This is a genomic window from Micromonospora sp. WMMD964 (genome assembly GCF_029581455.1).
Lineage (GTDB): Bacteria > Actinomycetota > Actinomycetes > Mycobacteriales > Micromonosporaceae > Micromonospora.
Genome location: NZ_CP120860.1, coordinates 5,143,899 through 5,166,631 on the forward strand (window position 1 = coordinate 5,143,899; position 22,733 = coordinate 5,166,631).

A 22,733-nucleotide genomic window follows, 5' to 3' on the forward strand; every position below is an offset into this window, starting at 1 on the left:
CGGAGCCGGGCCGACACCCGACCGTCAGCCGGCGCGGTACGCCCGGATGATGGTCTGGTCGATCCCGCTACCGCCGTTGGCGGTGGCCTTCACCCGCAGCGATACGGCCTGCCCGGCGGTGGCCTTCGGCAGCGCGACGCGGTAGGTGTCGCCGCTTTCGGTGACCCGGGCGGTCTTCCAGGTGCCGCCGTCGTCGGTCGAGGTCCAGACCTGGAACGAGGTCACCTTCTGCGTCTTCACACCGTGCGCCTGCCGGACGGCCAGCTCGGCCGTTCCGTCGACCGGGTGGTTGTCGTGGTCCATCGGCAGGGCGTAGTCGACGGCGAGCAGCGGCACCGGCACGCTCCCGGTCCCGTCTGGACCGGCCGACCGGAACGTCCACGAGGTGTTGACCCTGGTGGAGATCGGCAGGATGAGGCTGGTGTCGACGTCGAGCGTCGCCCGGTATTCGGCCATCGACTGCGGAACGGTGAAATCGCCGACCGGGCCTGACCGCTCGTCGACCAGCTTGCCGTTGCGGTACAGCGACAGCTTGCGCTTCACGCCGATCGCCTCGCCCTGCAGGCAGTCGGCCCGCTGGTGCTGGTCGGTGAGCGTCACCATGTCCAGGTGCAGGTTGCCCCGGGTCCGCGACGGCGGGGTGGCGCAGCTCCAGCCGTCACCGGCCGGGTCGTCGTACCAGTCGGAGTGCAGCGGCTGCCGTGCCCAGACCTTGGACTGCCGGCTGCCCGGCCGGTACTGGCGCGGCGCCTCCATGGCCCCCAGTCCGCCGTAGACACCCTGGTCGGCCCAGACGATCTCCGGTGAGAGGTACGACGTCCGGCTCGGCGGCATGACGCCCTCGAAGGTCTGGGTCACCGGCACCCCGTCGGGAGTCTCGCCGAAGCGGACGAACGTGGTGTACATCTCCGGCGAGTCGGTCTGGTGGAACCGCTCGTCGATGCGGGCCAGCCTGGCCTGCTCCGCCCTGGTCACCCGGAACGACGGGTCGGCCGGCACGCCGTCGGCGTACTCGTGCACGATGTTGTAGCGGTACGGCTTCGCGGTGCCGGCCGGCGAGTCCATGTTGACGGCCGCCCAGGTGCGCCGCGATCCGATGGTGGGCTTCGGGACCGCCACGCTGCGGATCGCCGTCGCCACCCCGAACCCGCTGATCTGGTGCCACCACGGCAGGCCGTTCACCGCGGTCTGGAAGGTGGTGAGGTCGGTCCGGGTGGTCGTGGTAGCCGCCCCGTCGACGGTCGCCGTGACCGGCCGGGCCTGCGCCGGGTCGAGGGTGACGCTCCGGTCGGCGTGCACGTCCAGGTCACCCGCCGCGGTGAGGGTGCTCTCCTGCACGTCGCTGTCGACGTAGTAGGCGACGGACGCGCCGAGCACCGAGTACCGGCCGGCCGGCACCCGCAGGGTGAAGGTGTCCCCGGGCGTGCCGCCGCCCCCGCCGTAGAACAGCAGGGGGTCGGTGAGGTTGGCGACCATGAGGTTGATCCAGGCGTCCGCGCCCTCCCGCAGGCCGGGCATCGGCTTCGTGTGGATCGTCAGGTCGTAGCTGGGCGGCTCGACGTAGAAGCTCACCGGCGTGGAGGCGACCACGGTGCGGCCGGTGCGGGCGGTGACGGTGGCCAGGTAGAGGCCCGGCCGGCTGGCCAGCGCCTTGCGGTTGATCCGCAGGGTCGCCGCCCCGGTGGCCCCCCGCTTGAGGGTCACCCGGCTCGTCGACAACGACGCCGCGCCGCGCGGCACGCTCTGGCCGTCGTGGTTGACGATCGACACGTCGAGGTCGAGGACCGCCGTGGCCGGGGTGGACCCGCCGGTCCAGCTCAGCTTCGTCTCGCTGGTCCCGGACTGCGGGTACGCGAACGTGCCGAGGTTGACCACCGGCTGGTCGCTGGTCGGGCCGCCGAGGGCCCGGGCCGCGTTGAGCCGCCCGGCTCCGACGGCGTACGCGTCGACGCCGGTCAGCGGGTCGGCCGCGCCGACGAGTGCGGCCTTGAGCTGCGCGCCGGTCCAGTCCGGGTGGCGCTGGGCGAGCAGCGCGGCGGCGCCCGCCGCGTGCGGGCTGGCCATCGAGGTGCCGCTGATCGCCTCGTAGTGCTCGTCGATCGGGTCCTGCAGGTTCGTGCCGGCGGCGCGTGCGGCGACGATGTCGACGCCGGGCGCGACCAGCTCCGGCTTGGCCGCGTGGTTGTTGATCAGCGGTCCGCGGCTGGAGAAGTCGGCGAGCTTGTCGTCACGGTCGACGGCGCCGACGGTGAGCGCGGTGGCGGCCGATCCGGGCGAGGAGATCTGCGCGCCGTTGTTGCCGGCGGCGATGACGAAGAGTGCGCCGGTGGACTTGCTCAGGCCGTCGACGGCGAGCGAGAGCGGGTCGTTGCCGTCGTCGGCGTCGCTGCCACCGAGGCTCATGTTGATGACGTCGGCTCGGGGGGCAGCCCATTCCATGGCCGCGATGATCCCGGAGTCGTCGCCGTAGCCGTGGTCGTCGAGGACCTTGCCGATCAGCAGCTTGGCGTCGGGCGCGACACCACGACGCCGGCCGTGTGCGGCGGCGCCGGTCCCGGCGATCGTCGACGCGACGTGCGTACCGTGGCCGTTGTGGTCGACGGCGTCGCCGCCCTCGACGGTGAAGTCGGCCCGGTCGGCGATCCGCCCGACCAGGTCCGGGTGGGTGAAGTCGGCGCCGGTGTCGAGCACCGCGACGGTGGTCCCCTTGCCGGTGTAGCCGGCCTTCCAGGCGTCCGGCGCGGCGATCTGGCCCAGGTTGCGGTCCAGGTCGGCGTGCTGTCCGCCGCCGGTCAGCGCGGTCGCGCGGACCTTGCGGTCGAGCCAGACCTTCTTCGCGCCGGCGAGCAGCGACGTGGTCGCCAGCTTCGCGGTGGCCGGGTTCTTCTTGGGTACGCGGCCGGCGACCGCGCCGATGCTGGGCAGCGGCAGCACGTCGCCGAGCGCGGCGACCCGGGCGGACGCCGTGGCGGGCTGAACGATGAGCGGCAACTCGGCGGAGTTGTCGTCGTCGTACCCGTCGGCGATCAGCGTGGTGACGTCGAACAGGTCGGGGTCGAGGACCGAGCCGACCTGGGACGCGACCCGGGCGGGGACGACGTGCAGGTGACCGTCCGGGCCGCAGCTCTGGCTGATCACCGCGTTCTGGTCGACCGGCCGGATCGTGGCCTGCGGGCACCCCGAGCCGGTGCTGCGGACGGTCACCACGTCGCCGGTCAGCAGGGTGACGGTGTGCGTCCTGCCGTCGGTCGAGGCGGCGGGTGCGCCGGGCCGGTCGATGCCGCCGGCTGTGGCCGAGCCGCCCGGTAGGGCGGTCAGCGTCGTGGCCGTGACGGCAACCGCCATCAGCCACCGCGTTCTCCTGAGCATGGTGCTCCTCGTCTGATGTGGACGAAAGTGCCTCATCGGGCGACTTCCTTCAAGATCATAAGCACGGGTAGGCGATCTTTTGAGACCCGTGACGAGGGGTTTTCACCGCCGTAACAAAGGGAGCAGAAGGCGAACAGGTCGAGTCGGTCACCTTCGACTCGCGCCTGGCGCACCTCTACCGCAATGCCGGCGACGAACGCGCCCACCTGATCATCGCGGTGACGCCGCCGACCCCCCTGACCGGCCACGGCGGACACCGGAGGGGATCGACGGAACGTCGGCACGGTCCTAGCATGTCGACGAATGGATCTTCGAGATCGGTCGGTGCCGACCCCGGCAACCCGGCCCAACCGAAGGGAGACGCGCGTGCGTCGACCCCGTCATCTAGCGCTCCTGAGCATCGGTGTGTCCGGCGCACTGGTGCTCAGCGCAGCCCCCACCGCGACGGCTGCACCGCCGACCGCCACCACGCCCACCGGCATCGTGGTCAGCGACGGCATGACCCAACCGGTGTTCTCACTCGCCGACGCGATCGAGGAGCGGGTGTTCGTCCAGACGCCGGTGGACACCGACCACGACGGCCGGCTCGACCGGGTCGCGATCGACATCTCCCGACCCCGCGAGACCGCGACCACCGGCTTCAAGGTGCCGGTCATCTTCGAGCACAGCCCGTACCGCAAGGGCACCTGGGGTGACGTGCCGTACCCGAGCGTGCTCGTCGACGACCTGCCGCAGAACGGTCTGACCGACCGCTCCGGACGCCGCGCGCTCGACGCGAGCGTCCAGCGGGCCCAGGCCAAGGCCAACCTGCCCGGCTCGCTGGACGACTACTACGTGCCACGCGGGTACGCGGTGGTGCTCGGCCAGAGCGTCGGTACCGGCGACTCGGACGGCTGCCCGACCAGCGGCGACCAGGCCGAGACGCTCGGCACCAAAGCGGTCATCGACTGGCTCAACGGCCGGGCCAAGGGGTACGACGCCGACGGCGCCCCGGTCACCGCCGGCTGGACCACCGGCGCGGTCGGCATGACCGGCGTCTCCTACAACGGCACCCTGCCCAACCAGGTGGCCACCACCGGGGTCAAGGGGCTCAAGACCATCGTCCCGGTCTCCGCGATCAGCAGCTGGTACGACTACTACCGGGCCAACGGTCTGGTGGTCGCGCCCGGCACGTTCCAGGGCGAGGACCTCGACATCCTGGCCCAGTACACCGCCGGGCAGGCACGCGCCGAAGGGCAGTGCGCCGACGAACTCGCGACGATCACCGAGGAGCAGGACCGGATCACCGGCGACTACTCGACGTTCTGGCAGGACCGCGACTACCTCGACGCCCGCAACGTCAAGGCCAGCGTCTTCGTCGTGCACGGCCTCAACGACTGGAACGTGAAGACCGAGCACTTCGCCGGCTGGTGGGACCAGCTCGCCAAGCGCGACGTACCCCGCAAGATCTGGCTGCACCAGGGCGGGCACGGCGGCCCCGGCAGCAGCGCCTCGGTGACCCTGCCCAGCGGGCAGACCTGGACGTACAAGCAGACCGAGAACCGCTGGTTCGACTACTGGCTGTGGAACGTGCGCAACGGCATCATGGACGAGCCGACCGCCGTGCTCCAGCGCGAGGACCGGGCCTACACCACGTACGCCAACTGGCCCGACCCCGCCGCCCGTGAGGTGGGCCTGCGGTTCGCCGCCACCGACGCCACCGCCCCGGGTGCCCTCACCACCGGTAAGCCGCCGAAGGCCAAGATCGAGCAGAGCTTCGTCGACCAGGGCCGGACCATCCACCCGGACACCCTGGTGTCCAACCCGGACACCGCGAGCGCGAACCGGCTCGCGTACCGCTCCCCCGAGCTGACGCAGAGCGTACGCATCTCCGGGCGGCCGGAGATGCGACTGCGGATGGCGATCGACAACAAGCCGGACGCCAACCTGACCGCGTACCTGGTCGACTACGGTCCGGCCGGCTCCACCGCCGCCCCGACGGTGGTGACCCGGGGTTGGATGGATCCGCAGAACCGCACCAGCGACGCCCGGACGACGCCGGTCAAGCAGGGCAAGATGTACGACTACCGGTGGACCATGGAACCGAAGGACTACATCTTCCCGGCGGGTCACCGGATCGGCGTGGTCGTGTTCTCCAGCGACCAGGAGTACACCCTGCTGCCGTTGGGCGGCACCGAGCTGCGGGTCGCGCCGAACGACAGCGAACTGCGGCTCCCCGTGGTCGGCGGGCGGGGCGTCCTCGGCTTCTGATCACGTCGCTTACGCACGCCGGTGGGGCAGTCCGAGCGTCTCGGACCGCCCCACCGGCACGTCAGACCCGGGCCGCACCGCCTGCGCCACGCACCACGCCCGCGCCCCACGCCACGCCCGCGCACCACACCACGCCCGCGCCCCACGCACCGCGCCCGCGCCCCGCACCCGCGCGCCACGCACCGGGCTTGATCCACTCCGTTTCGCCGAAGTCGGGGTATCCCCGGCACTCGGATACCGCGATTTCGCCGAACCCGAGTGGATCGAGGCGGGGGCACCGCCGCCAGCCGGCTAAATTGCCCACTATGCGAGGTTTGTCCGGTGGCTGGGGCCACCCGGGCGGCGGAATCCGGGCCGGCCCGGGGGCGTTGTACCTGGCACGGCCGCGAGTTCGGTCGTGGTGAGCGGCAGCCGCCGGGAACACCGGCCAGCCCGCCACGGTTACACCCCCGAGCGCCACGGGTCGGAAGCCCGGCGGAATGAATGTGCCGCCCGATCCGGTGACCGTCCCCTGGCTCGGCGGAACGATTCCGCCGACGCACGCGGTCACCGTCCCTGGCTCGGTCGAGCACCATCCGGCCGACCACCGGTGGAATGATCCGCCGCCCCACCTGGTTACACACCTGGTCCCGACGCCGACCCCACCGGGTCGCCGGGCACTGAACTTCCCCCGCATGGCCGTCCCCCGTGCGTCGTGCGGTATCCCCCGATGAAGCAGAGGAGCACGCCATCATGCGTACCGATCTGATTCGTAAGACCGCCCTGACCGCCGCCGGTCTCGCGTTCACCGGTGGCGCCATCGCCGGACCCGTCACCACCGCCTTCGCCGCCCCGAACACCAGCAAGCCGACGTCGCAGGCGCAGACCGACCGCAAGGGTCACGGTGAGCGTCAGCTGGGCGTGCGCTACGAGGCCCAGCCGAACTTCTACTACTGCGGCCCCGCCGCCGCCCGTAACGCCCTGAGCGTGCAGGGCAAGGACATCAGCGTGGACGCCATGGCCAAGGAGATGGGCACCACCGAGGCCGGCACCAACTCCATCAACGACATCACCCCGGTGCTGAACAAGGAGACCGGCAAGAACGACGCCTACCACTCCGTCGAGATCAGCACCCCGAAGGCCGACGACAAGCAGACCGACAAGCTGCGCGCCGACATCGTCCGCACCGTCGACGACGGCCGGGCCGTGGTCGCCAACATCGCCGGCACCACCACTGACACCGACGGTGGTATCCACTCCTTCGAGGGTGGGCACTACATCAGCGTGGTCGGCTACCGCGACAACGGCGACATCGTCACCATCGCCGACTCCGCCGACCCGAACACCGCCTCGTACGAGGTCACCGTCGAGCACCTCGCCGACTGGATCGCCACCCGCGGCTACGCCGCCAGCTGAGCACCACCCGACGCTGAAGGGCCGGACCCCACCACGGGGCCCGGCCCTTCGGTGTCTTTTCCATCAGTTGCCGGACGCATTGACAAGAGTCGACATATAGGTGACGCTGGGACCAAGAGAGCGCTCTCTCTTCTCGGGCTCACCAAGCCACCACCATGTCTGGCCAGGACACACTCCGCTGTCTTCGGCGGCGGCGCCGGAGCTGTCCCTGACCCGTTCTCTCGACAGGAGTCACACGATGGACAGGGCCGCACCCCTCTCCGGCATGCCCCGCCGACTGCGCCTCGTCACGGCGATCGGCGCCCTGCTGGTGCTCCTCGGCACGTACCTGGTCTCCGCCACCGACCGGGCCGACGCCGCCCCGGCCAGAGCCGACGCCGCACCCGGGCAGGCCGGTGGCGACTTCGGCACCAACGTCATCCGGGTCGCCGAGTTCCCCGCCGACTGCACCTACAGCCACCGACTGCCGGACGACCCGATCATCTTCCCCGGGCTGCCCGGAGCCTCGCACATGCACAGCTTCTTCGGCAGCACGGTGACGAACGCCGGTACCACGCTCCCCGACCTGGTCAACTCCCCCACCACCTGCAACCCGCGAGTGGACGTCTCGTCCTACTGGGTGCCGACCCTGTACCGGGACAACGTGCCGGTGGAGCCGGCGATCGCCACGTTCTACTACCTGGGCGAGGGCGTACGCTCCGACGTCGTCGCGAACACCCAACCGTTCCCGCTGGGGCTGCGTCTGGTCGCCGGCAACGCGAAGGCCACCGGGCCGAACGACAGCATCGCCCGTTGGTCGTGCCTGCACGCCGGGCACGTGCCACCGTCGAAGGACTTCGTGAACTGCCCGTCCGGCACGATGCTGGAGTCGTACCTGGACTTCCCGCAGTGTTGGAACGGCCGGGACCTGGACTCGCCGGACCACAAGAGCCACCTCGCGTACCCGGTGAACCAGGCCTGCCCGAGCACCCACCCGGTGCACGTGCCGAAGTTGCGGCAGGTGCTGCGCTACCCGGTCACCGGCGACCCGTCGCGGTTCCGGCTGGCTTCCGGGCCGGGTTACACGATGCACGGTGACTTCTTCAACGCGTGGCCGGTGGCGGAGATGGCCCGCCGGGTCCAGGACTGCATTCGCCCCGTCATCAAGTGCGGTCACGACGGCCGACCGATCTGAGCGACAGGTCCACACCACGACGGCGGGCCCGGTGACGCGGGCCCGCCGCCCTGGCGGAAGGAGGTCGAATGCTCCGGTCGACAGCGTCCACGGTGCTCGTCGGCGTCCTGCTCGTCGCCGGCTGCGCCGCCGGGCCACCCGGCCCGTCCAGCACCACCGCACCGACCCCGCCACCGGCGGTCACGCCGACATCGACCGAGCCACCGGCGGTCGACCTCGCACCGACCCGGCCACCGGCGACGGTCGCGCCGGCACCGACGGGACCGTTCAGCCCCACCGACATCGCCTGGCTCCAGTTGACGGCGGCGATGGCCGAACGCCTGCTGCCCGTGCTCGAACTCGTGCCGGCCCGGACCACGGACCCGGGTTGGCGACATCTGGCCGCTCAGGTCGAGGCCACCGAGCGCGCCGACCTGCACCGGGCTCTCCGGCTGTTGGACGATGCCGGCGCGCCGACGACCAACCCGCACGAGGGTCACGACATGCCGGGCATGGTCACCGCCGAGCAGGTGACCGCACTGCGGGCGGCCACCGGGACACCGTTCCACCGGCTGCTCGCCGGGCACCTGCGCGCGCACCTGACGCAGACGGCCCGGGTCGCCGTGGCGGAGCAACGCGCCGGGGCCCACCCGGCGGCCACGGCGATGGCCCAGGCCGTGGCCCGGGACGGCAACGCCCACCTCGCGCGGCTCGACCGGCTCGACCGGACGACGTCGGCCGGCGCACCGGCGACCGCGACCGCCCGCTGACCTCCGAGGGCACCACCAGCCCACGCGACTGCGACCAGCCCGGTGACCTCCGAGGGCACCACCAGCCCACGCGACGGCGCGCGCTCGGTGACCTGCGACCGGTGCGCTCAGACGGCGTAGCGGGCGGCCAGGTCGACGACACGCTGGGCGGCGGCCACCATCGCCCGGTCCGCGAACCGGCCGTCGGGCAGGACCACGGTCCCCGAGTCCCGCAGTTCCGCGTCCGCCACCGCGGCCAGCAGCTCGGCGGCGCGGGCCACCTCCCGCTCGGCCGGACGGAACGCCTCCACGATCACCGGAAGCTGGCGCGGGTGGATCGCCGTGCGGCCGAGGAATCCGAGCCGCCGCCCGACCGCGCACGACGCGGCCAGACCGGCGAGGTCCACCACGTCGGCGTACACCGACATCGCCGGTGGGGTCAGACCGGCCGCGCGGGCCGCGACCACCACCCGGCCGCGCGCCCAGAGCAGACCGTCGTCGTCGCTCACCCCGAGGTCCGAGCGCAGGTCGGCCTCACCGAGGCCGATCGAGGCCACCGCCGGGTGGGCCACGGCGATGGGGTACGCGGACTCCAGCCCGAGCGCCGACTCGATCAGCGGGTGCACTGGTACGTCGACGCGCTCGGCGAGGGCGGTCACCGTCGCGGCCGACTCGACCTTCGGCAGCCGTAGCCCGCTCAACCCGGGCCGGTCGGCCACCGCCGTCAGGTCGGCGTCGACGTCCGGGCCGGTCAGCTCGTTGACCCGGACCTGCACCGGCACCGGATGCGGGTCGGCGAGGAACTCGGCGACGGCCTCGCGGGCGTACGCCTTGCGCCCGGCGACCACGGCGTCCTCCAGGTCGAGGATGACGGCGTCGGCGCCCGAGGCGACCGCCTTGGCGAACCGGTCCGGGCGGTCTCCGGGCACGTAGAGCCAGCTCAGCAGCATCAGAGCACACCCCGTTCGCGTAGCGCGGTCAACTCCTCGTCGGTCAGGCCGAGCGCCCCGAACACCGCGTCGGTGTCCTGACCGTGTCGCCGTCCGGCGTGCCGGATCCCACCCGGGGTGTCGGTGAGCCGGAACGGCACGTTCTGCATGCGCACCTCGCCCAACTCCTCGTCCGGCACTGTGCGCACGGTGCCGAGTGCCGCGTACTGCGGGTCGGCGAGGATGTCGCGTACGTCGTAGACGGGCGCGACGGCCGCCTGTGCCTCCTCGAAGGCGGCCACCACCTCGTCGCGGTCGCGCTGTGCCACCCAGGCGCCCACCGCGGCGTCCAACTCGTCGGCGTGCGCGGCCCGGCCGCTGCCGGTGGCGAACCACGGCTCGTCGACCAGCTCGGGTCGTCCCACCAGCCGCAGTACCCGCTCGGCGATGCTCTGCGCGCTGGTGGAGACCGCCACCCAGCGCCCGTCCGCGCAGCGGTAGGTGTTGCGCGGGGCGTTGTTGTTGGACCGGTTGCCCAGCCGGGGCTGGACGTAGCCGATCTGGTCGTACCAGGTGATCTGCGGCCCGAGCATCGCCATGATCGGCTCGATGATGGCGAGGTCCACGACCTGCCCGGTGCCGGTGACGTCCCGGGCGCGCAGGGCGAGCATCACCGCGTACGCGGCGGCGAGCGCGGTCACCGAGTCGGCCAGGCCGAACGGTGGCAGGGTGGGCGGGCCGTCCGGTTCCCCGGTGGCCGCCGCGAAGCCGCTCATCGCCTCGGCGAGTGTGCCGAACCCGGGTCGGCGGGCGTACGGGCCGACCTGTCCGAACCCGCTGATCCGGGTGATGACCAGGCGGGGGTTGACGGCGTGCAGCTCGGCCGGGCCGAGCCCCCACCGCTCCAGGGTGCCCGGGCGGAAGTTCTCCACCAGCACGTCGGCGTCGGCGAGCAGTCGACGCAGCAACGCGGCACCGTCCGGGTCGGACAGGTTCAGGGTGACGGTGCGCTTGTTGCGGCCGAGGACCTTCCACCAGAGCCCCACGCCGTCCCGGGCCGGGCCGTGCCCCCGGGACGGGTCCGGCTTGACCGGGTGCTCCACCTTGATCACGTCGGCGCCGAAGTCGCCGAGGAACGCCGCCGCGAGCGGCCCGGCGAAGAGGGTCGCCAGGTCGACGACCTTCACCCCGTCCAGTGGCGCGGTCACCGGATCACCTCCGTGCTCCCCGGCAGATCCGTGCTCCCGGCCAGATCCGTGGTCTCGGGCAGGTCGGCCGCGCAGCGGAAACCGACCTGGTCGGAGCGGGTGAGACCGGCGCCGGTGAGCAGCAACTTCACCGAGACGTCCGCCGGTTGCGGGCCGCCGTCGAGATACCAGTCGGAGCCCTCCGCCCGGTAGGCGGCACCACCCTTGAGGATGGCGAAACGGGTACGACCGTCGGAGTGCTCGCTGTCGGTCAGGTTCCACACCAACGGCTCACCCCTGACGAGCAGCCCCGCCTCGGCGGCGACCTGCCATTCATCCTCGGTGGGCAGCCGCAGCCCGGCCCACTGGGCGTACGCCCGCGCGTCGGCCAGCTCCACCCCGGTCACCGGGGCGTCGGCCGGTCCGCTCCCCGCCGTGAACCGTTCGGGGCGCACCGGGCGGTAGCCGCTGGCGCGCAGGAACTCGGCGTACTCGGAGTGGGTGACCTCGCGGACGGCGATGGCGAACCGGCCGAGTCGCACGCTGCGCCGCAGTGTGCCGGGGTGGTGCAGTCGGGGCGGCAACGGCTTCCACTCGTCGACGTAGGGCGCCTCGCCGTACAGCCCGGTCTCCCGCACCCGGTGCCGGACGACGAGGTCCCGTCGGCCGTCCTCGACGGCGACCATGCCCGGCGGCACCTGCGACCGGGGCGCCCACGGGGTGCGCACGCGTACCGCCTCGCGGGCCGGGAAGGCCGGGTCGCCGGTCGGCGGCTCGTGCTGGTGCCCGGCGGCGACACCGGGCGTCACGGCCGCTATCGCGCCGGCCGGCAGTGGACCGCCCACCGCGAGCCGACCGTCGGCGGTCTCGGTGACGGTCAGCTCGACACCGGTGACCAGGTCGACGAAACGTCGCCCGGCGTCCGGGTCGACGACCAGCCAGGGACCGTCGTGGTCGGCGCCCCGGTTCACCACGGTCCACAGGGGTCGGTCGTCGTGCGTCCAGCGGGACGCGTACACCTGGCCGTGGCCGGGGTGGTCGGCGAGCGGCACCCAGTCTTCGGCGCGCAACCACGCGGCGTGGCTGCTCTGCACCCGGCGCATCGCCCGCAGGACCGCCCGGTCCCGCTCGTTCCAGCCGACCCAGACGCCGAAGACGCTCTCCCACACCAGTACGCCGACGCCGTTGAGCCAGGCGGAGTGCAGCTCGTCCAGGTGGTCGCGGTGCCAGCGCCGGGTGTGGTGCAGCACGTGCCGCCGCTCGAACCACTTGGCCCGCAGCACACCGGGCACCTCGGAGTCGGCGAACCACTGCGCCCAGGACATCGCGTGGTCGGCGATGCGGGCCAACGGCACCCGGCTCTCGCCCTCCAGGATCATGCCGGGGCGGACCGCGTCCAGCGCGGCGCGCAGCTCCCCGGCGCCCTCCTTGAGGGTGTCCAGGAAGACCCCGTCGACGCCGAGCTTGCCGGCCAGCGCGGCGACCTCCTCGGCGTCGGTGCCCGCCTCGCGCCGGGTGCCGGTGTCCCACGGGTTGTAGTCGACGAAGACCCGCACCCCCCGCTCCTGGAACGCGCGCACCACCTCGGGCAGCTCCGGCACGTCCCGGTACCAGTCGAACTGGTTGCGGTCGTCCAGGCCGATCACCGGGTACGCGTGCCAGAGCACCACCCCGTCGAAACCGCCGAAGTCCCGTCCGGCCGCGTCGAGGAACCCGTCGACGGTGAAGACGCCGCGCTCGTGGTCGTAGAGCGCCTCGTCCCAGAGCCAGGCCAGGCAGACGCTGAAGCAGTCGCCGGTGATCTCGTCGTAGTGCTCGCCGACGTAGCCGATCCGGTCCCGGGCGTCGGCCCGCCAGCGGGTGATCTGCTCCCGCCAGGCCGGCCAGTCCCCCGGGTCGCCCGGCGCGGCGAAGATCTTCGCCTCGTCCAGGGTGCTCAGGTCGGCGTGCCCGCCCAACGGCACCTCGGTGGGCCGGTCGATCGGGCGCGGGACGTACGGGTTGAAGCTCACGTGGCACCTCGGTAGGTCGCGTCGTAGAGGGCGTCGATGGCCGGCCGGTCGGGCAGGGCGGTGGACGCCCCGGGCCGCTGGGCGCAGGCCGCGCCCGCGGCGCAGGCCCAGCGCAGGCTCGCCGTGACGGTGTCCTCGCTGACGGCGCCGCCACGCTCGGCCCAGCCCACGGCGAGCGCGCCGGTGAACGCGTCCCCCGAGGCGGTGGTGTCCACCGCGTCGATCTGTGGCGCCGGGACCGCGAGACGCAGCCCGCGCCGGTCGGCGTACGCGGCACCGCGTGCGCCGAGGGTCAGCACCACCCGGGGCACCAGCTTCAGCAGCGCGTCGAGCAGCACCGGCGGGTCGTCGGAGGAGATCCCGGCGACGACAGCGGCCTCGTGTTCGTTGACCACCAGCACGTCGACCAGGTCGAGCAGTTCGGTGGGCAGCGCCGCGGCCGGGGCGGCGTTCAGCACCACTGTGGTGCCGTCGGCCCGCGCCCACTGTGCCGCCTGGGTCACTGCGGTCAGCGGCACCTCCAGTTGCAGCAGCAGCACGTCCGCCGCCGCGATGGTGGCCCGGTCGTCCGCGTCCAGCTCGGTAAGTGTGCCGTTGGCCCCGGGCGCGACGATGATGAAGTTCTCCGCCTCCCGGTCGACGCCGATCAGCGCGACACCGGAGGGGCCGGCGACGGTCCGCAGACCACCGACGCCCACGCCCGCGCCGACGAGGCTCGTCCGCAGCTGCGTACCGAACTCGTCGTCGCCGACCGCGCCCACGAAGTCGCAGGCCGCACCGGCCCGCGCGGCGGCGACCGCCTGGTTGGCGCCCTTGCCGCCGGGCACGGTTCGGAAGTCCTCGCCGAGCACCGTCTCGCCGGGGCGGGGCAGCCGCGACGTCGTGACCACCAGGTCCAGGTTGCTGCTGCCCACCACCGCCACGCGCGCGCTCATGCCGCGCTCCCTTCCGGTCCACGCTGCCGTGCCAGGGCGAGGGTCCGCTGGGCCAGCTCGTCGAAGCCGATCCCGTCGAAGCCGCCGATGCTGCTGGCCAGCCGGTTGCGCAGCGGCGCGATCCAGCGGGCCGGCAGTCCGGACGCGCCGGTGAGGGCACCGGTCACCGCACCGACCGTGGCGCCGGTCGAGTCGGTGTCCCAGCCGCCGCTGACCACCGCCGTGATGGACCGCTCCAGATCACCCCGGCCGTACGCCAACGCGGCCGCCACCAGCGCGGCGTTGTTGCGCACGTGCACCCAGTGCAGGTGGCCGTGCCGCGCGTACAGCTCGTCCACCACGGCCTCCCAGTCGTCGGCCCCCGCGCCGAGGGCGCGGGCCTCACGGACCGTGGCCGCGAACCGGCTGCGCGGCGGCAGGACCGACTCGGCGGCGTCCAGCACCTCGTCCACGCTGTCCGCGACCGGGGCGGCCGCGGCCAGGGCGGCGGCCCAGATCGCCCCGTGCACCCCGCCCCGGACGTGACTGACCGCCGCGTCGCGCAACGCCAGCTCGGCGGCGTGGTCCGGCCGACCGGGGTTGACCCAGCCGTACACGTCGGTGCGGATCTGCGCCCCGATCCACTCCCGGAACGGGTTGTGCCGGCGGGCGCTGGACGGCGGCGCGTACCCGAGGAGCAGGTTGCGGTACGCGACCCGCTCGGCGGTGAAGACCCGCCCGCCGGGCAGCCAGTCCAGCCACGCCTGCGCCACGTCGGCGCTGGTGAAGCCCCGGCCGTGCGTCTCCAGCACCCGAAGCGCCAGCAGCGGGTAGTTCAGGTCGTCGTCCTCGGGCATCCCGTCGATGTTCTCGGCGAGGCTGGTCGGCGCGCTGCGCCGGTTCCACGGCCAGCGGGCGGCGACCTCGGCCGGGAGGCCCTTCGCGGTGAACCAGTCGCGCAGCGGCCACCTGTCGGTCGCGACCAGGATCTCCCGAATCCCGTCGCGCGGGATCTTCTCCACCGGCTTGCCGAGCAGGCAGCCGGCCGCGCGGCCCAGCCAGGCGCCGTGCAGCCGGTCGTGGTCGACCTCGGTCGGCAGCGACCAGCCGGTCGGCCAGCCCGCCCGCAGCGTGGCCAGGTCGTCCGGCTCGTCGGCGGCGTCGACGCCGGGCAGCGCGTCGGCGGCGTCCAGCAACTCCACCGCGAGCGCCCGCAGCTCCGGCGCCGCCGAGGTCGGCGACGCCCCGCTGACCGGCGGGGTCAGGTCCCCGCCGGCCGCCGCCCAGCGCGCGGCGAGCGCGGTCACGTCGCGTCCCTCGTCCCGGCTGGCCGCCAACTCGTGCGGCAACAGGTCCTCCGGCTGCACCCAGGTGATCCTCACCGGGTCGACTCCCCCGCCAGCGCGGCGAAGCGGTCGGCCCGCCGGGCGAACCGCGCCTGGTCGCGCTCGAAGACCTCACCGGCCACCGCCGCGAGGACCCGGGCGGGCTCCACCAGGTCGGTCTTCGACGCGGTCGCGACCACCTCGGACCACTCCGTCGGCACCGCGTCCGCACCGCCCAGCGCCCCGGCGATGGCGGCGGCCATGGTGGCTGTCGAGTCGGCGTCCCGGCCGTAGTTGACCGACCCGAGCACCGCCGCCCGGAAGTCGCCGCCCGCCACCACGAGCATGCCGAGGGCCACCGGCAGTTCCTCGATGGCGTGCAGGCGGCTGGGCCGCCGTGCGCCCAGTCCGGGGCTGCGGTACTCCTCCCCCACCGTGTCGAAGGGGGCGACCGCGGCCCGCAGCGCCGGGATGGCCTGCTTCCAGTCGCTGTGGCCGCGGGCCTCCTTGACCACCGCGTCGACGGCCGCGCGGGTGCCGTCGCGGGCCAGGTCCAGCGCCGCGGCGACGACGTCCTCGACGCCCGCGCCGGGGGTCGCCGCCGCCGCGACCGCTGCCGCGAAGACGGCGGCGGCCTCCCGCCCGTAGCTGTGCTGGTGCGCGCCGGCGATCTCCACCGCCTCGGCGTACGCCCCGGCGGGGTCGCCCGCGTTGACGATGCCGACCGGCGCCATGTACATGGCCGCGCCGCAGTTCACGATGTTGCCGACCCCGGCCTCACGCGGGTCCGCGTGGGCGTGGTGCAGACGGGTGACCAACCACCGCTCGGCGGCGGCGAGCCGGTGGAAGGTCACCCCGTCGCGCTCCAGGTCGGGGATGTACACCACCCGCTCGATCAGGTCGGGAACCAGCAGATCCACCACGTCGTACGCGTCGAGGTGGTCCCGTTTGGCCGCGTACGCGCGGACCAGGGCGTGGGTCATCAACGTGTCGTCGGTGAGGTGCCCGTCGCCCTTGTGGTACGGCGCGAGCGGTCGCGCGGTGGCCCAGTCGGCGTGGTACGGGGGCACGATGCCCTCGACCCAGCCGCCGAAGCGGGCGCGGATCTGCTCCGGCAACGCCGTCTCGGTGGCCCCACCCAGGGCGTCTCCGACCGCGGCGCCGACCAGGCAACCGACCGATGTGTCGAGCAAGAGTGACATGTCGTTACCTCGAAACCTGCTTGCCACCGTCGACCAGCTGAGTGCCGAGCTGATCGATGGTGATCTTGTTGGCGAAGTACTGCTGGAGGGCCGGGGTGGCGTACTTGGTCTTCCACTCCGGGTAGCCGTCGGCCTGCTGGAACGGGGCGACGGTCAGGTCCTTGGCGCTGGCCGCCGCGACGTCCCAGCCCTGCTTGCCGGCGGTCAGCTTCACCAGCTCCTCGTTGGCCTGCTTGCCGGTCGGCACCAGCCAGTCACCCTTGGCCAGCGCGGCCATGTTGGTCGGGTTCAGGAAGTACTCGAGGAACTGCGCGGCCTGCTTCTTGTGCTTGCTGTCCGCGGCGACCGACAGCGTCTGCGGGTTGGCGGCCTGCTTGGCGGAGAGCCCCTTGAGGGGCGGCAGGGTGACCCACTCGAACCCGGCCGGCGCCTGCTCGACCATCTGCTGACGCAGCGACACCGAGCCGGGCAGCATCGCGTACTTGCCGCCGAAGAAGCCGGGCAGGGTGTCCGCTCCGCTCATGCCCAGCGCCTCCGGGGAGGCCGACTTGGCGGTGTAGAGCATGTCGTGGATCCGCTTCGGGACCTCCTTCTCCCCGTCACCGACCTTGACCTCGGCGCGCCGGCCGTCGCCGTAGAAGAACTTGCCGTCGTAGTTGAGCGCCAGGTTGAGCACCCGGTTGGTCGGCGACTTCAGCGCCCAGGCCGCGCCGTACTGGCCGGGCTTGGTGAGCTTCTGCGCGTTGGTCTGGAACTCGTCCCAGGTCCATCCGCCGTCGGCCGGCGGCACCGCGACACCGGCGGCGTCGAGCAGCTTCTTGTTGGCGATGACGACCTGCGACTCCAGCAGGAACGGCACACCGGTGACCTTGCCGTCGGTGGTGACGGTGTCCCAGATGCCCTTGTCGATCTGGCCCTTCAGGTCGTCGGAGACCAGGTCGGACAGGTCGGCCAGGTAGCCCTGCTTGCTGAACTCGCCGATCGAGGACGCCTCGTAGTGCACGATGTCCGGCGCGTCGCCCCCCTCGAACGACGTGAGGAGCTGGTCGTGCACCGAGTTCCAGTCACCCTGGACGTACTCCACCTGGATGTCCGGGTGTTCGGCGTTCCACTTGGCGACCAGGTCCTTGTTGACCTGGAGCGACTCCTTCTGCCAGGCGAGGCTGAGGAACCGCAGCTTGGCTGGACCGGACGCGTCCTCGTCGCCGCCGCCGTCGCCGCACGCGGTGAGCGCGCCGAGGCCGACGACCGCGACCGCGGCAGCCGCCGCGAGTCGGCGGAATCGGGTACGGAGCATGGGGGTTACCTCCTTGGTGATGGTGGGTGGGGGGACGTCTCAGCCCTTGACCGCGCCGGCGAGCGACCCGGACGAGAGCCGGCGCTGCATGAACGCGAAGAAGATCAGGCTGGGCAGTGTGGCGAGCAGTGAACCGGCGGCCAGTGGTCCCAGTCGGGCGGTGCCCTCGATGCCGACGAACCGGGCCAACGCCACCGGCAGGGTGGCCAACTCCGGGGTCTTGATCAGCACCAGGGCGAAGAAGAACTCGTTCCAGGCCGAGATGAAGGAGAACAGCGCGGTCGCGACCAGGCCCGGGGCGAGCAGCGGGAAGACCACCCGCCGCAGGACCTGCACCCGGCTCGCGCCGTCGACCGAGGCGGCCTCCTCCAACTCGCGGGGGATGTTGCGGACGAAGCCCTGCAACATCCACAGCGCGAACGGCAGCGCCCAGACCACGTAGATCAGCACCAGGCCGGCGTGTGTGTTGGCCAGGCCGACCTGCCGCAGCACCAGGAAGATCGGGATGATCAGCAGCACGAACGGGAAGAGCTGGGACAGCAGCACCCAGCCCAGCGCGGCGGTGCCGAGCTTCGAGCGGAACCGGGCCAGCGCGTACGACGCCGGCATGGCGACCAGCACGGTCAGCACCGCCGAGGCGAGCGAGACCTGGAGGCTGTTGAGCGCCGCCCGGCCCAGCTCCTGCTCGGTGAAGGCCTGGACGAAGTTCTGCAGTGTCGGGTTGTCCGGGATCAGCGTCGGGTGCAGGCGGACCAGCTCACGTGGCGGTTTGAACGCCGTGGAGAGCAGCCAGACCAGCGGGAACCCGAGGAAGATCAGGTAGCCGGCGAGAGCCAGGTACTGCAACGTCCGGCTGGTGCGGCTCGGTTTTCCGAACATGTCAGTTCGCCTCCCTGAGCCGACGACGGAGATAGACGGCGAGCAGCGCGATGATGAGCACGACCATCACGTTGCCGAGCGCGGCGGCGTAGCCGTAGTTGCCGTAGCGGAACGCCTCCTCGTAGGCGAAGAGCATCGGCAGCATCGTCTTGCCGCCCGGCCCACCGGCGGTGAGCACGTAGACCAGGCCGAACGAGTTGAAGTTCCAGATGAAGTCCAGCGAGGTGATGGCCACGATCACCGGCGCCAGGGCGGGCAGCGTGACGTGCCGGAACCGGTGCCAGGTGCTGGCCCCGTCCACCGCCGCCGCCTCGTGCAGCTCACGACCCACGCCCTGCAGGCCGGCGAGCAGGACGACGGTGGTCTGCGGCATGCCCGCCCAGACCCCGACGATGATCACCGCGGGAAGCGCGGTGCTGAAGTCGCCGAGCCAGTTGGTCCGCAGCCCGTCCGCGCCGACGCGGTGGAAGAACTCGTTGATCAGGCCGGCGTCGGGGTGGTAGACGAGCTTCCAGAGGATGCCCACGACCACCGGCGGCATCGCCCACGGCACGACGGCCAGCACCCGGGCCACACCGCGGAACCGCAGTTGTTGGTTGAGCAGCAGGGCCAGCCCGAGGGCGAGCAGGAACTGCAGGACGGTCACCCCGACCGCCCAGAGCAGGCCGATCTTGAACGAGTTCCAGAACAGCTCGTCGCCGAGCAGTTCCCGGTAGTTGGCGAGGCCGGTGAAGCTGACCTCGACGTTGCGCCCGGCCCGGGCGTCGGTGAAGCCGAGGTAGATGCCCCGCAGCAGCGGGAACACCGACAGCACCAGGATCGGCAGCAGCGACGGCAGGAGCAGTAGGTAGATGGTGGTGCGGTCGGACCGGAACCGGTTCGGCCGGCGGGCCGGCTCGGCCCGCTCGACGTCCGGCCGTTCGGTCAGGGTGGTCATGCGGTCACCCCTTCGCTGGACGGGTGGGTGGTCGGTGGGGTGCCCGGCGCGGCGGAACGGGGTGCCGGCAGCGACGCGGCGCTGGACGCGCGGACGGTGAGACTGGGTGGCACCTGCTCGCGGCGCGGCGGCAGGGTCGCGTCGGCGATGCGTTGCAGGAGGAGTTCGGCGGCGCGGCGACCACGCTCGGCCGAACCGAGCGAGACGCTGGAGAGCTGGGGGAACATCATGCGGGCCAGTTCGGTGTCGTCCATGCCGACCACCGCGACGTCCTGCGGCACCCGGCGACCGGCAGCCAGCAGGGCGTGCAGCGCACCGACCGCGATCAGGTCGTTGGCGCACACCAGCGCGTCCGGGTCGGTGCGGGCGAGAAGCCGTTCGGTGGCCGCCCGGCCTGCGGCGTACTGGAAGTCACCGACCTCGACCAGTTCCTCGTCGAGCACGATGCCGTGCCCGGCCAGGGCGGCCCGGAACCCGGCGTCACGCGCGGCGCCGGGGACGGTGTCGAGTGGGCCGTTGACGAAGCCGATGCGACGTCGGCCGGTGGCGACGAGATGGTCCACGGCCAGCGCCACACCCTGCCGGGAGTCGGTACGCACGTTGTCCACAGCGGCGTCCGCGCCGAGCTGTCCGACGACCACCACCGGCACCGGGCTGTCCACCAGCGCGGTCAGGTGGTCGCCGGTGACCCGGATCGGCGAGACGATCATCCCGTCCACGTAGCGGTTGGCCAGCCGCCGCAGCAGGGCGGTCTCGTTGTCGATCCGCCCGCCGGTGGCGTGCACCAGCAACTGACGTCCGGAGGACGCGACCACCGCCTCGATGGCGCGCATCATCTCCACGTACACCGGGTTGCCGATGTCCTCGACGGCGAGCGCGATCAGGCCGGTGCGCTGCGACTGCAACGAACGGGCGATCGCGTTGGGCACGTAGCCCACCTCGGCCGCCGCCGCACGGACCTTGCGGATCGTCTCCGGGCTGCCACCGACGCCGTTGAGCACCCGCGAGGCGGACGCGATGGACACGCCGGCGCGGGCGGCGACGGTGTGCACCGTGGGCCGGCCGTCAGCCGGTTCCTGTAAACGTTTACGACCCACGTCCGGCACCTCCACCCGATAGCTGTAAACGTTTCCGGGGAGTCTGCTCCGCCGATGGCGGAGAGGTCAACCCCTCGTTACGAAAACGTTTCCAACCCCCCGGACCAGCACCCCCTCACCCCACCCCGGGACTCCCGCCGTCAGCTCCGGTGATCAAGAGGTTTGCGTCACGACACGCCGGGCGGGATGACGCAAACGTCTTGATCACCGAGGCGGGGACGGGGGCGCGGGCGTGGGGGGCAGGCTCGTCACAGAGCGTCGGCGAGAGGTGGTTGGTGGGCTCGTCCAACAGGAGCAGATCCGGCGGGTCGGCGACGAGCACCGCGAGGGCGAGCCGCCGACGCTGACCCACCGACAGGTCGGCGACGGGGCGGTCGAGGTCCGGCGACGCGAGCAGCCCGAGCGACGACAGTGGCACGATCTCGGCCCGTTCCGCCCCGACGACGTCGGCGTAGATGTCGCGAGCCCTCCGCTGTGGACGGTCGAAGACGGTGTCCTCCGTGAGCAGCCCGACGCGCAGATTCGGCCGTCGCCACAGGGTTCCGTCGCCGGGCAGCCAGCCGGCGAGGACGGCGAGGACGGCGAGGACGGCGAGCAGAGTCGATGGCCGCCCCTGCCCGGTGCCGCTCGCGCTCAGCCGGTCACCAGTAGGCGGGCGATCATCGCCGGTTCCGCGAGGTGCGGGAAATGGCCGCCGGGCAGCACGGTGACCTCGACCTCCGGCAGGGCTTCGGTCAGCCAGGCCAGGTAGCGGGCCGGCGGCTCGGACGAGGTCACCCAGCGGTAGGGAACTCCCCGCTCGCCGATCGACCGCAGATCGCGGGACCGCTCGGCGGCGATGCCCTCGTCGGACCCGTGCAGGATCTCGCCCCAGTAGCCCAGCAGCAGGTCCGGCCGGGGGTCGGTGGCGGTGGTGACGATCTCACGCGCCTCGGCCGGCAGCGACTCGATGCCCATCCTGGCCAACTGGGCGTCCCACACCCGCCGCCAGTCCGGGCCGCGCAGCGTCGGTTCGGCCTGGCGTACGGCGACGCCGAACGGGCCGGGCAGCAGGATCTGGTCCAGGTTCACCACGCCACGCACCGGGTGGCGCGCCGCGTAGGTGGTGGCGACCACCGCGCCGACCGAGTGCCCCACCACGATCGGTGTGGCGAGGCCCGCCTCGGTCACCTGGGCGTGCACGACCTCGGCGACCTCGGCCATCCGGTAGGACGCCCGCCGGGGTGAGTCGCCGTGACCGGGCAGGTCGAGGGCGAGGACCCGCCGGTCCGGTTCGATCGCGGCGAGCTGACGCCGGACCGGGCCCCACTGCCGACTGTCGTACGTGAGGCCGTGCAACAGGACCAGCGGTGGCCGGTCGTCGTCGTTTCCCCGGGTCGTGGTCATCGCAGTGGCCTGCCTCGCAGCGAGTCGATGGTGAGGTCGAGGGCCGCCTCCAGGTGGTCGATCTTGCCGGTGGAGAGCAGCAGCAGTACGCCGCCCTGGATGCCGGCCAGCAGCGCCGCCGCCGCGCGGTCGGCGTCCACCTCGGGGGCGATGTCCCCGGTCGACTGCATGTGCCGGACGCCCTCGGCGATCTTGTCCTGCCACCGCCACATGAGCCCGGTCACGATCGCCTGCGCTCCCGGCGCGCGTCGGCCGGTCTGACCGAGCAGACCGTTGAGCGGGCACTTCACGCCCTGGGCGAGGTAGCGCTCGATCAGCCGGTCGCGCCACGCCATCCAGGTCGGCCAGGAGGTCAGGTTGCTGAGCATCGGCTCCTGGTCGGTGAGCACCTGGTCGGCCTCGTGCTGGGCCACCGCGAGCAGCAACTCCTCCTTGCCGTCCGGGAAGTAGTGGAAGAGTTGACCCTTGCTGGTGCCGGTGTGCGCCATCACGTCCTCGAGGCGTACCTCGTCGACGCCGCGCTCGCGGATCTCCGCGGCCGCGCCCGCGACGATCCGCGAGCGGGTCGCCTCGCCCTTGCGGGTCAACGCGCGTGTCATGAGACCTCCGTCACCAGCATCCGCCCCCGACTTGCCGGTCCAACCCTAGCCGC

General features: G+C 72.4%; 17 protein-coding genes and 1 pseudogene. 4 read left to right on the forward strand and 14 right to left on the reverse strand.

From position 1 onward, the window contains the following. Positions 1-24 precede the first annotated feature (24 nt). A complete protein-coding gene (locus tag O7616_RS23550; protein WP_282303978.1) occupies positions 25-3,369 on the reverse strand; it encodes a S8 family serine peptidase in 3,345 nt (1,114 codons plus the stop codon). A 366-nt stretch (positions 3,370-3,735) separates the two neighbouring features. On the opposite strand from O7616_RS23550, the gene O7616_RS23555 reads away from it, so the two are divergent. From O7616_RS23555 to O7616_RS23570, 4 genes are all read left to right on the forward strand, one after another. Further along, complete coding sequence (locus O7616_RS23555) at positions 3,736-5,619, forward strand: Xaa-Pro dipeptidyl-peptidase (protein WP_282303979.1); 1,884 nt, start codon at positions 3,736-3,738, stop codon at positions 5,617-5,619. A 732-nt stretch (positions 5,620-6,351) separates the two neighbouring features. Beyond that, a complete protein-coding gene (locus O7616_RS23560) occupies positions 6,352-7,014 on the forward strand; it encodes a C39 family peptidase (protein WP_282303980.1) in 663 nt (220 codons plus the stop codon). 238 nt (positions 7,015-7,252) lie between these two features. After that, entirely contained in the window at positions 7,253-8,188 is a 936-nt protein-coding gene (locus tag O7616_RS23565) for a DUF1996 domain-containing protein (protein ID WP_282303981.1), read from the forward strand. A 68-nt stretch (positions 8,189-8,256) separates the two neighbouring features. Next, positions 8,257-8,937, forward strand: coding sequence for a DUF305 domain-containing protein (locus O7616_RS23570; protein WP_282303982.1), 681 nt, complete (start codon positions 8,257-8,259; stop codon positions 8,935-8,937). Positions 8,938-9,044: 107 nt separating this feature from the next. Here O7616_RS23570 and O7616_RS23575 read toward each other — a convergent pair whose 3' ends face one another. The 13 genes and pseudogenes from O7616_RS23575 to O7616_RS23635 form a co-directional block, all read right to left on the reverse strand. Next, positions 9,045-9,866 carry a CoA ester lyase gene (locus tag O7616_RS23575; protein ID WP_282258769.1) on the reverse strand — a complete coding sequence of 274 codons (822 nt, stop codon included), beginning with the start codon at positions 9,864-9,866 and terminating at the stop codon, positions 9,045-9,047. After that, positions 9,866-11,053, reverse strand: a complete 1,188-nt coding sequence (locus O7616_RS23580; RefSeq protein WP_282303983.1) for a CoA transferase — start codon at positions 11,051-11,053, stop codon at positions 9,866-9,868. The genes O7616_RS23575 and O7616_RS23580 overlap by 1 nt, the downstream gene beginning before the upstream one ends. Further along, entirely contained in the window at positions 11,050-13,044 is a 1,995-nt protein-coding gene (locus O7616_RS23585; protein WP_282303984.1) for an SUMF1/EgtB/PvdO family nonheme iron enzyme, read from the reverse strand. The genes O7616_RS23580 and O7616_RS23585 overlap by 4 nt, the downstream gene beginning before the upstream one ends. Continuing rightward, positions 13,041-13,979 (reverse strand): ribokinase, encoded by a 939-nt coding sequence (locus O7616_RS23590; protein ID WP_282303985.1) that lies wholly within the window; start codon positions 13,977-13,979, stop codon positions 13,041-13,043. Before O7616_RS23590 ends, O7616_RS23585 begins: the two co-directional genes overlap by 4 nt. Further along, positions 13,976-15,340 carry an ADP-ribosylglycohydrolase family protein gene (locus O7616_RS23595; protein ID WP_282303986.1) on the reverse strand — a complete coding sequence of 455 codons (1,365 nt, stop codon included), beginning with the start codon at positions 15,338-15,340 and terminating at the stop codon, positions 13,976-13,978. Before O7616_RS23595 ends, O7616_RS23590 begins: the two co-directional genes overlap by 4 nt. Continuing rightward, positions 15,337-16,485, reverse strand: coding sequence for an ADP-ribosylglycohydrolase family protein (locus O7616_RS23600; RefSeq protein ID WP_282303987.1), 1,149 nt, complete (start codon positions 16,483-16,485; stop codon positions 15,337-15,339). The genes O7616_RS23595 and O7616_RS23600 overlap by 4 nt, the downstream gene beginning before the upstream one ends. 4 nt (positions 16,486-16,489) lie before the next feature. Then, on the reverse strand, positions 16,490-17,782 hold the full coding sequence (locus O7616_RS23605; RefSeq protein ID WP_282303988.1) for a sugar ABC transporter substrate-binding protein: 1,293 nt from the start codon (positions 17,780-17,782) through the stop codon (positions 16,490-16,492). A gap of 39 nt (positions 17,783-17,821) precedes the next feature. Then, positions 17,822-18,661, reverse strand: coding sequence for a carbohydrate ABC transporter permease (locus O7616_RS23610; protein WP_088989072.1), 840 nt, complete (start codon positions 18,659-18,661; stop codon positions 17,822-17,824). A 1-nt stretch (position 18,662) separates the two neighbouring features. Continuing rightward, positions 18,663-19,598 carry a sugar ABC transporter permease gene (locus tag O7616_RS23615; RefSeq protein WP_278140039.1) on the reverse strand — a complete coding sequence of 312 codons (936 nt, stop codon included), beginning with the start codon at positions 19,596-19,598 and terminating at the stop codon, positions 18,663-18,665. Then, positions 19,595-20,695, reverse strand: a complete 1,101-nt coding sequence (locus tag O7616_RS23620; protein ID WP_282303989.1) for a LacI family DNA-binding transcriptional regulator — start codon at positions 20,693-20,695, stop codon at positions 19,595-19,597. Before O7616_RS23620 ends, O7616_RS23615 begins: the two co-directional genes overlap by 4 nt. A 244-nt stretch (positions 20,696-20,939) precedes the next feature. Continuing rightward, positions 20,940-21,215: pseudogene (locus tag O7616_RS23625) on the reverse strand (ATP-binding cassette domain-containing protein); the annotation flags it as partial. A 113-nt stretch (positions 21,216-21,328) separates the two neighbouring features. Then, entirely contained in the window at positions 21,329-22,081 is a 753-nt protein-coding gene (locus O7616_RS23630; protein WP_282303990.1) for an alpha/beta fold hydrolase, read from the reverse strand. Further along, positions 22,078-22,680: a TetR/AcrR family transcriptional regulator gene (locus O7616_RS23635; RefSeq protein ID WP_282303991.1), complete on the reverse strand. Its 603-nt coding sequence runs from the start codon at positions 22,678-22,680 to the stop codon at positions 22,078-22,080. The genes O7616_RS23630 and O7616_RS23635 overlap by 4 nt, the downstream gene beginning before the upstream one ends. Between the last annotated feature and the right edge of the window lie 53 nt (positions 22,681-22,733).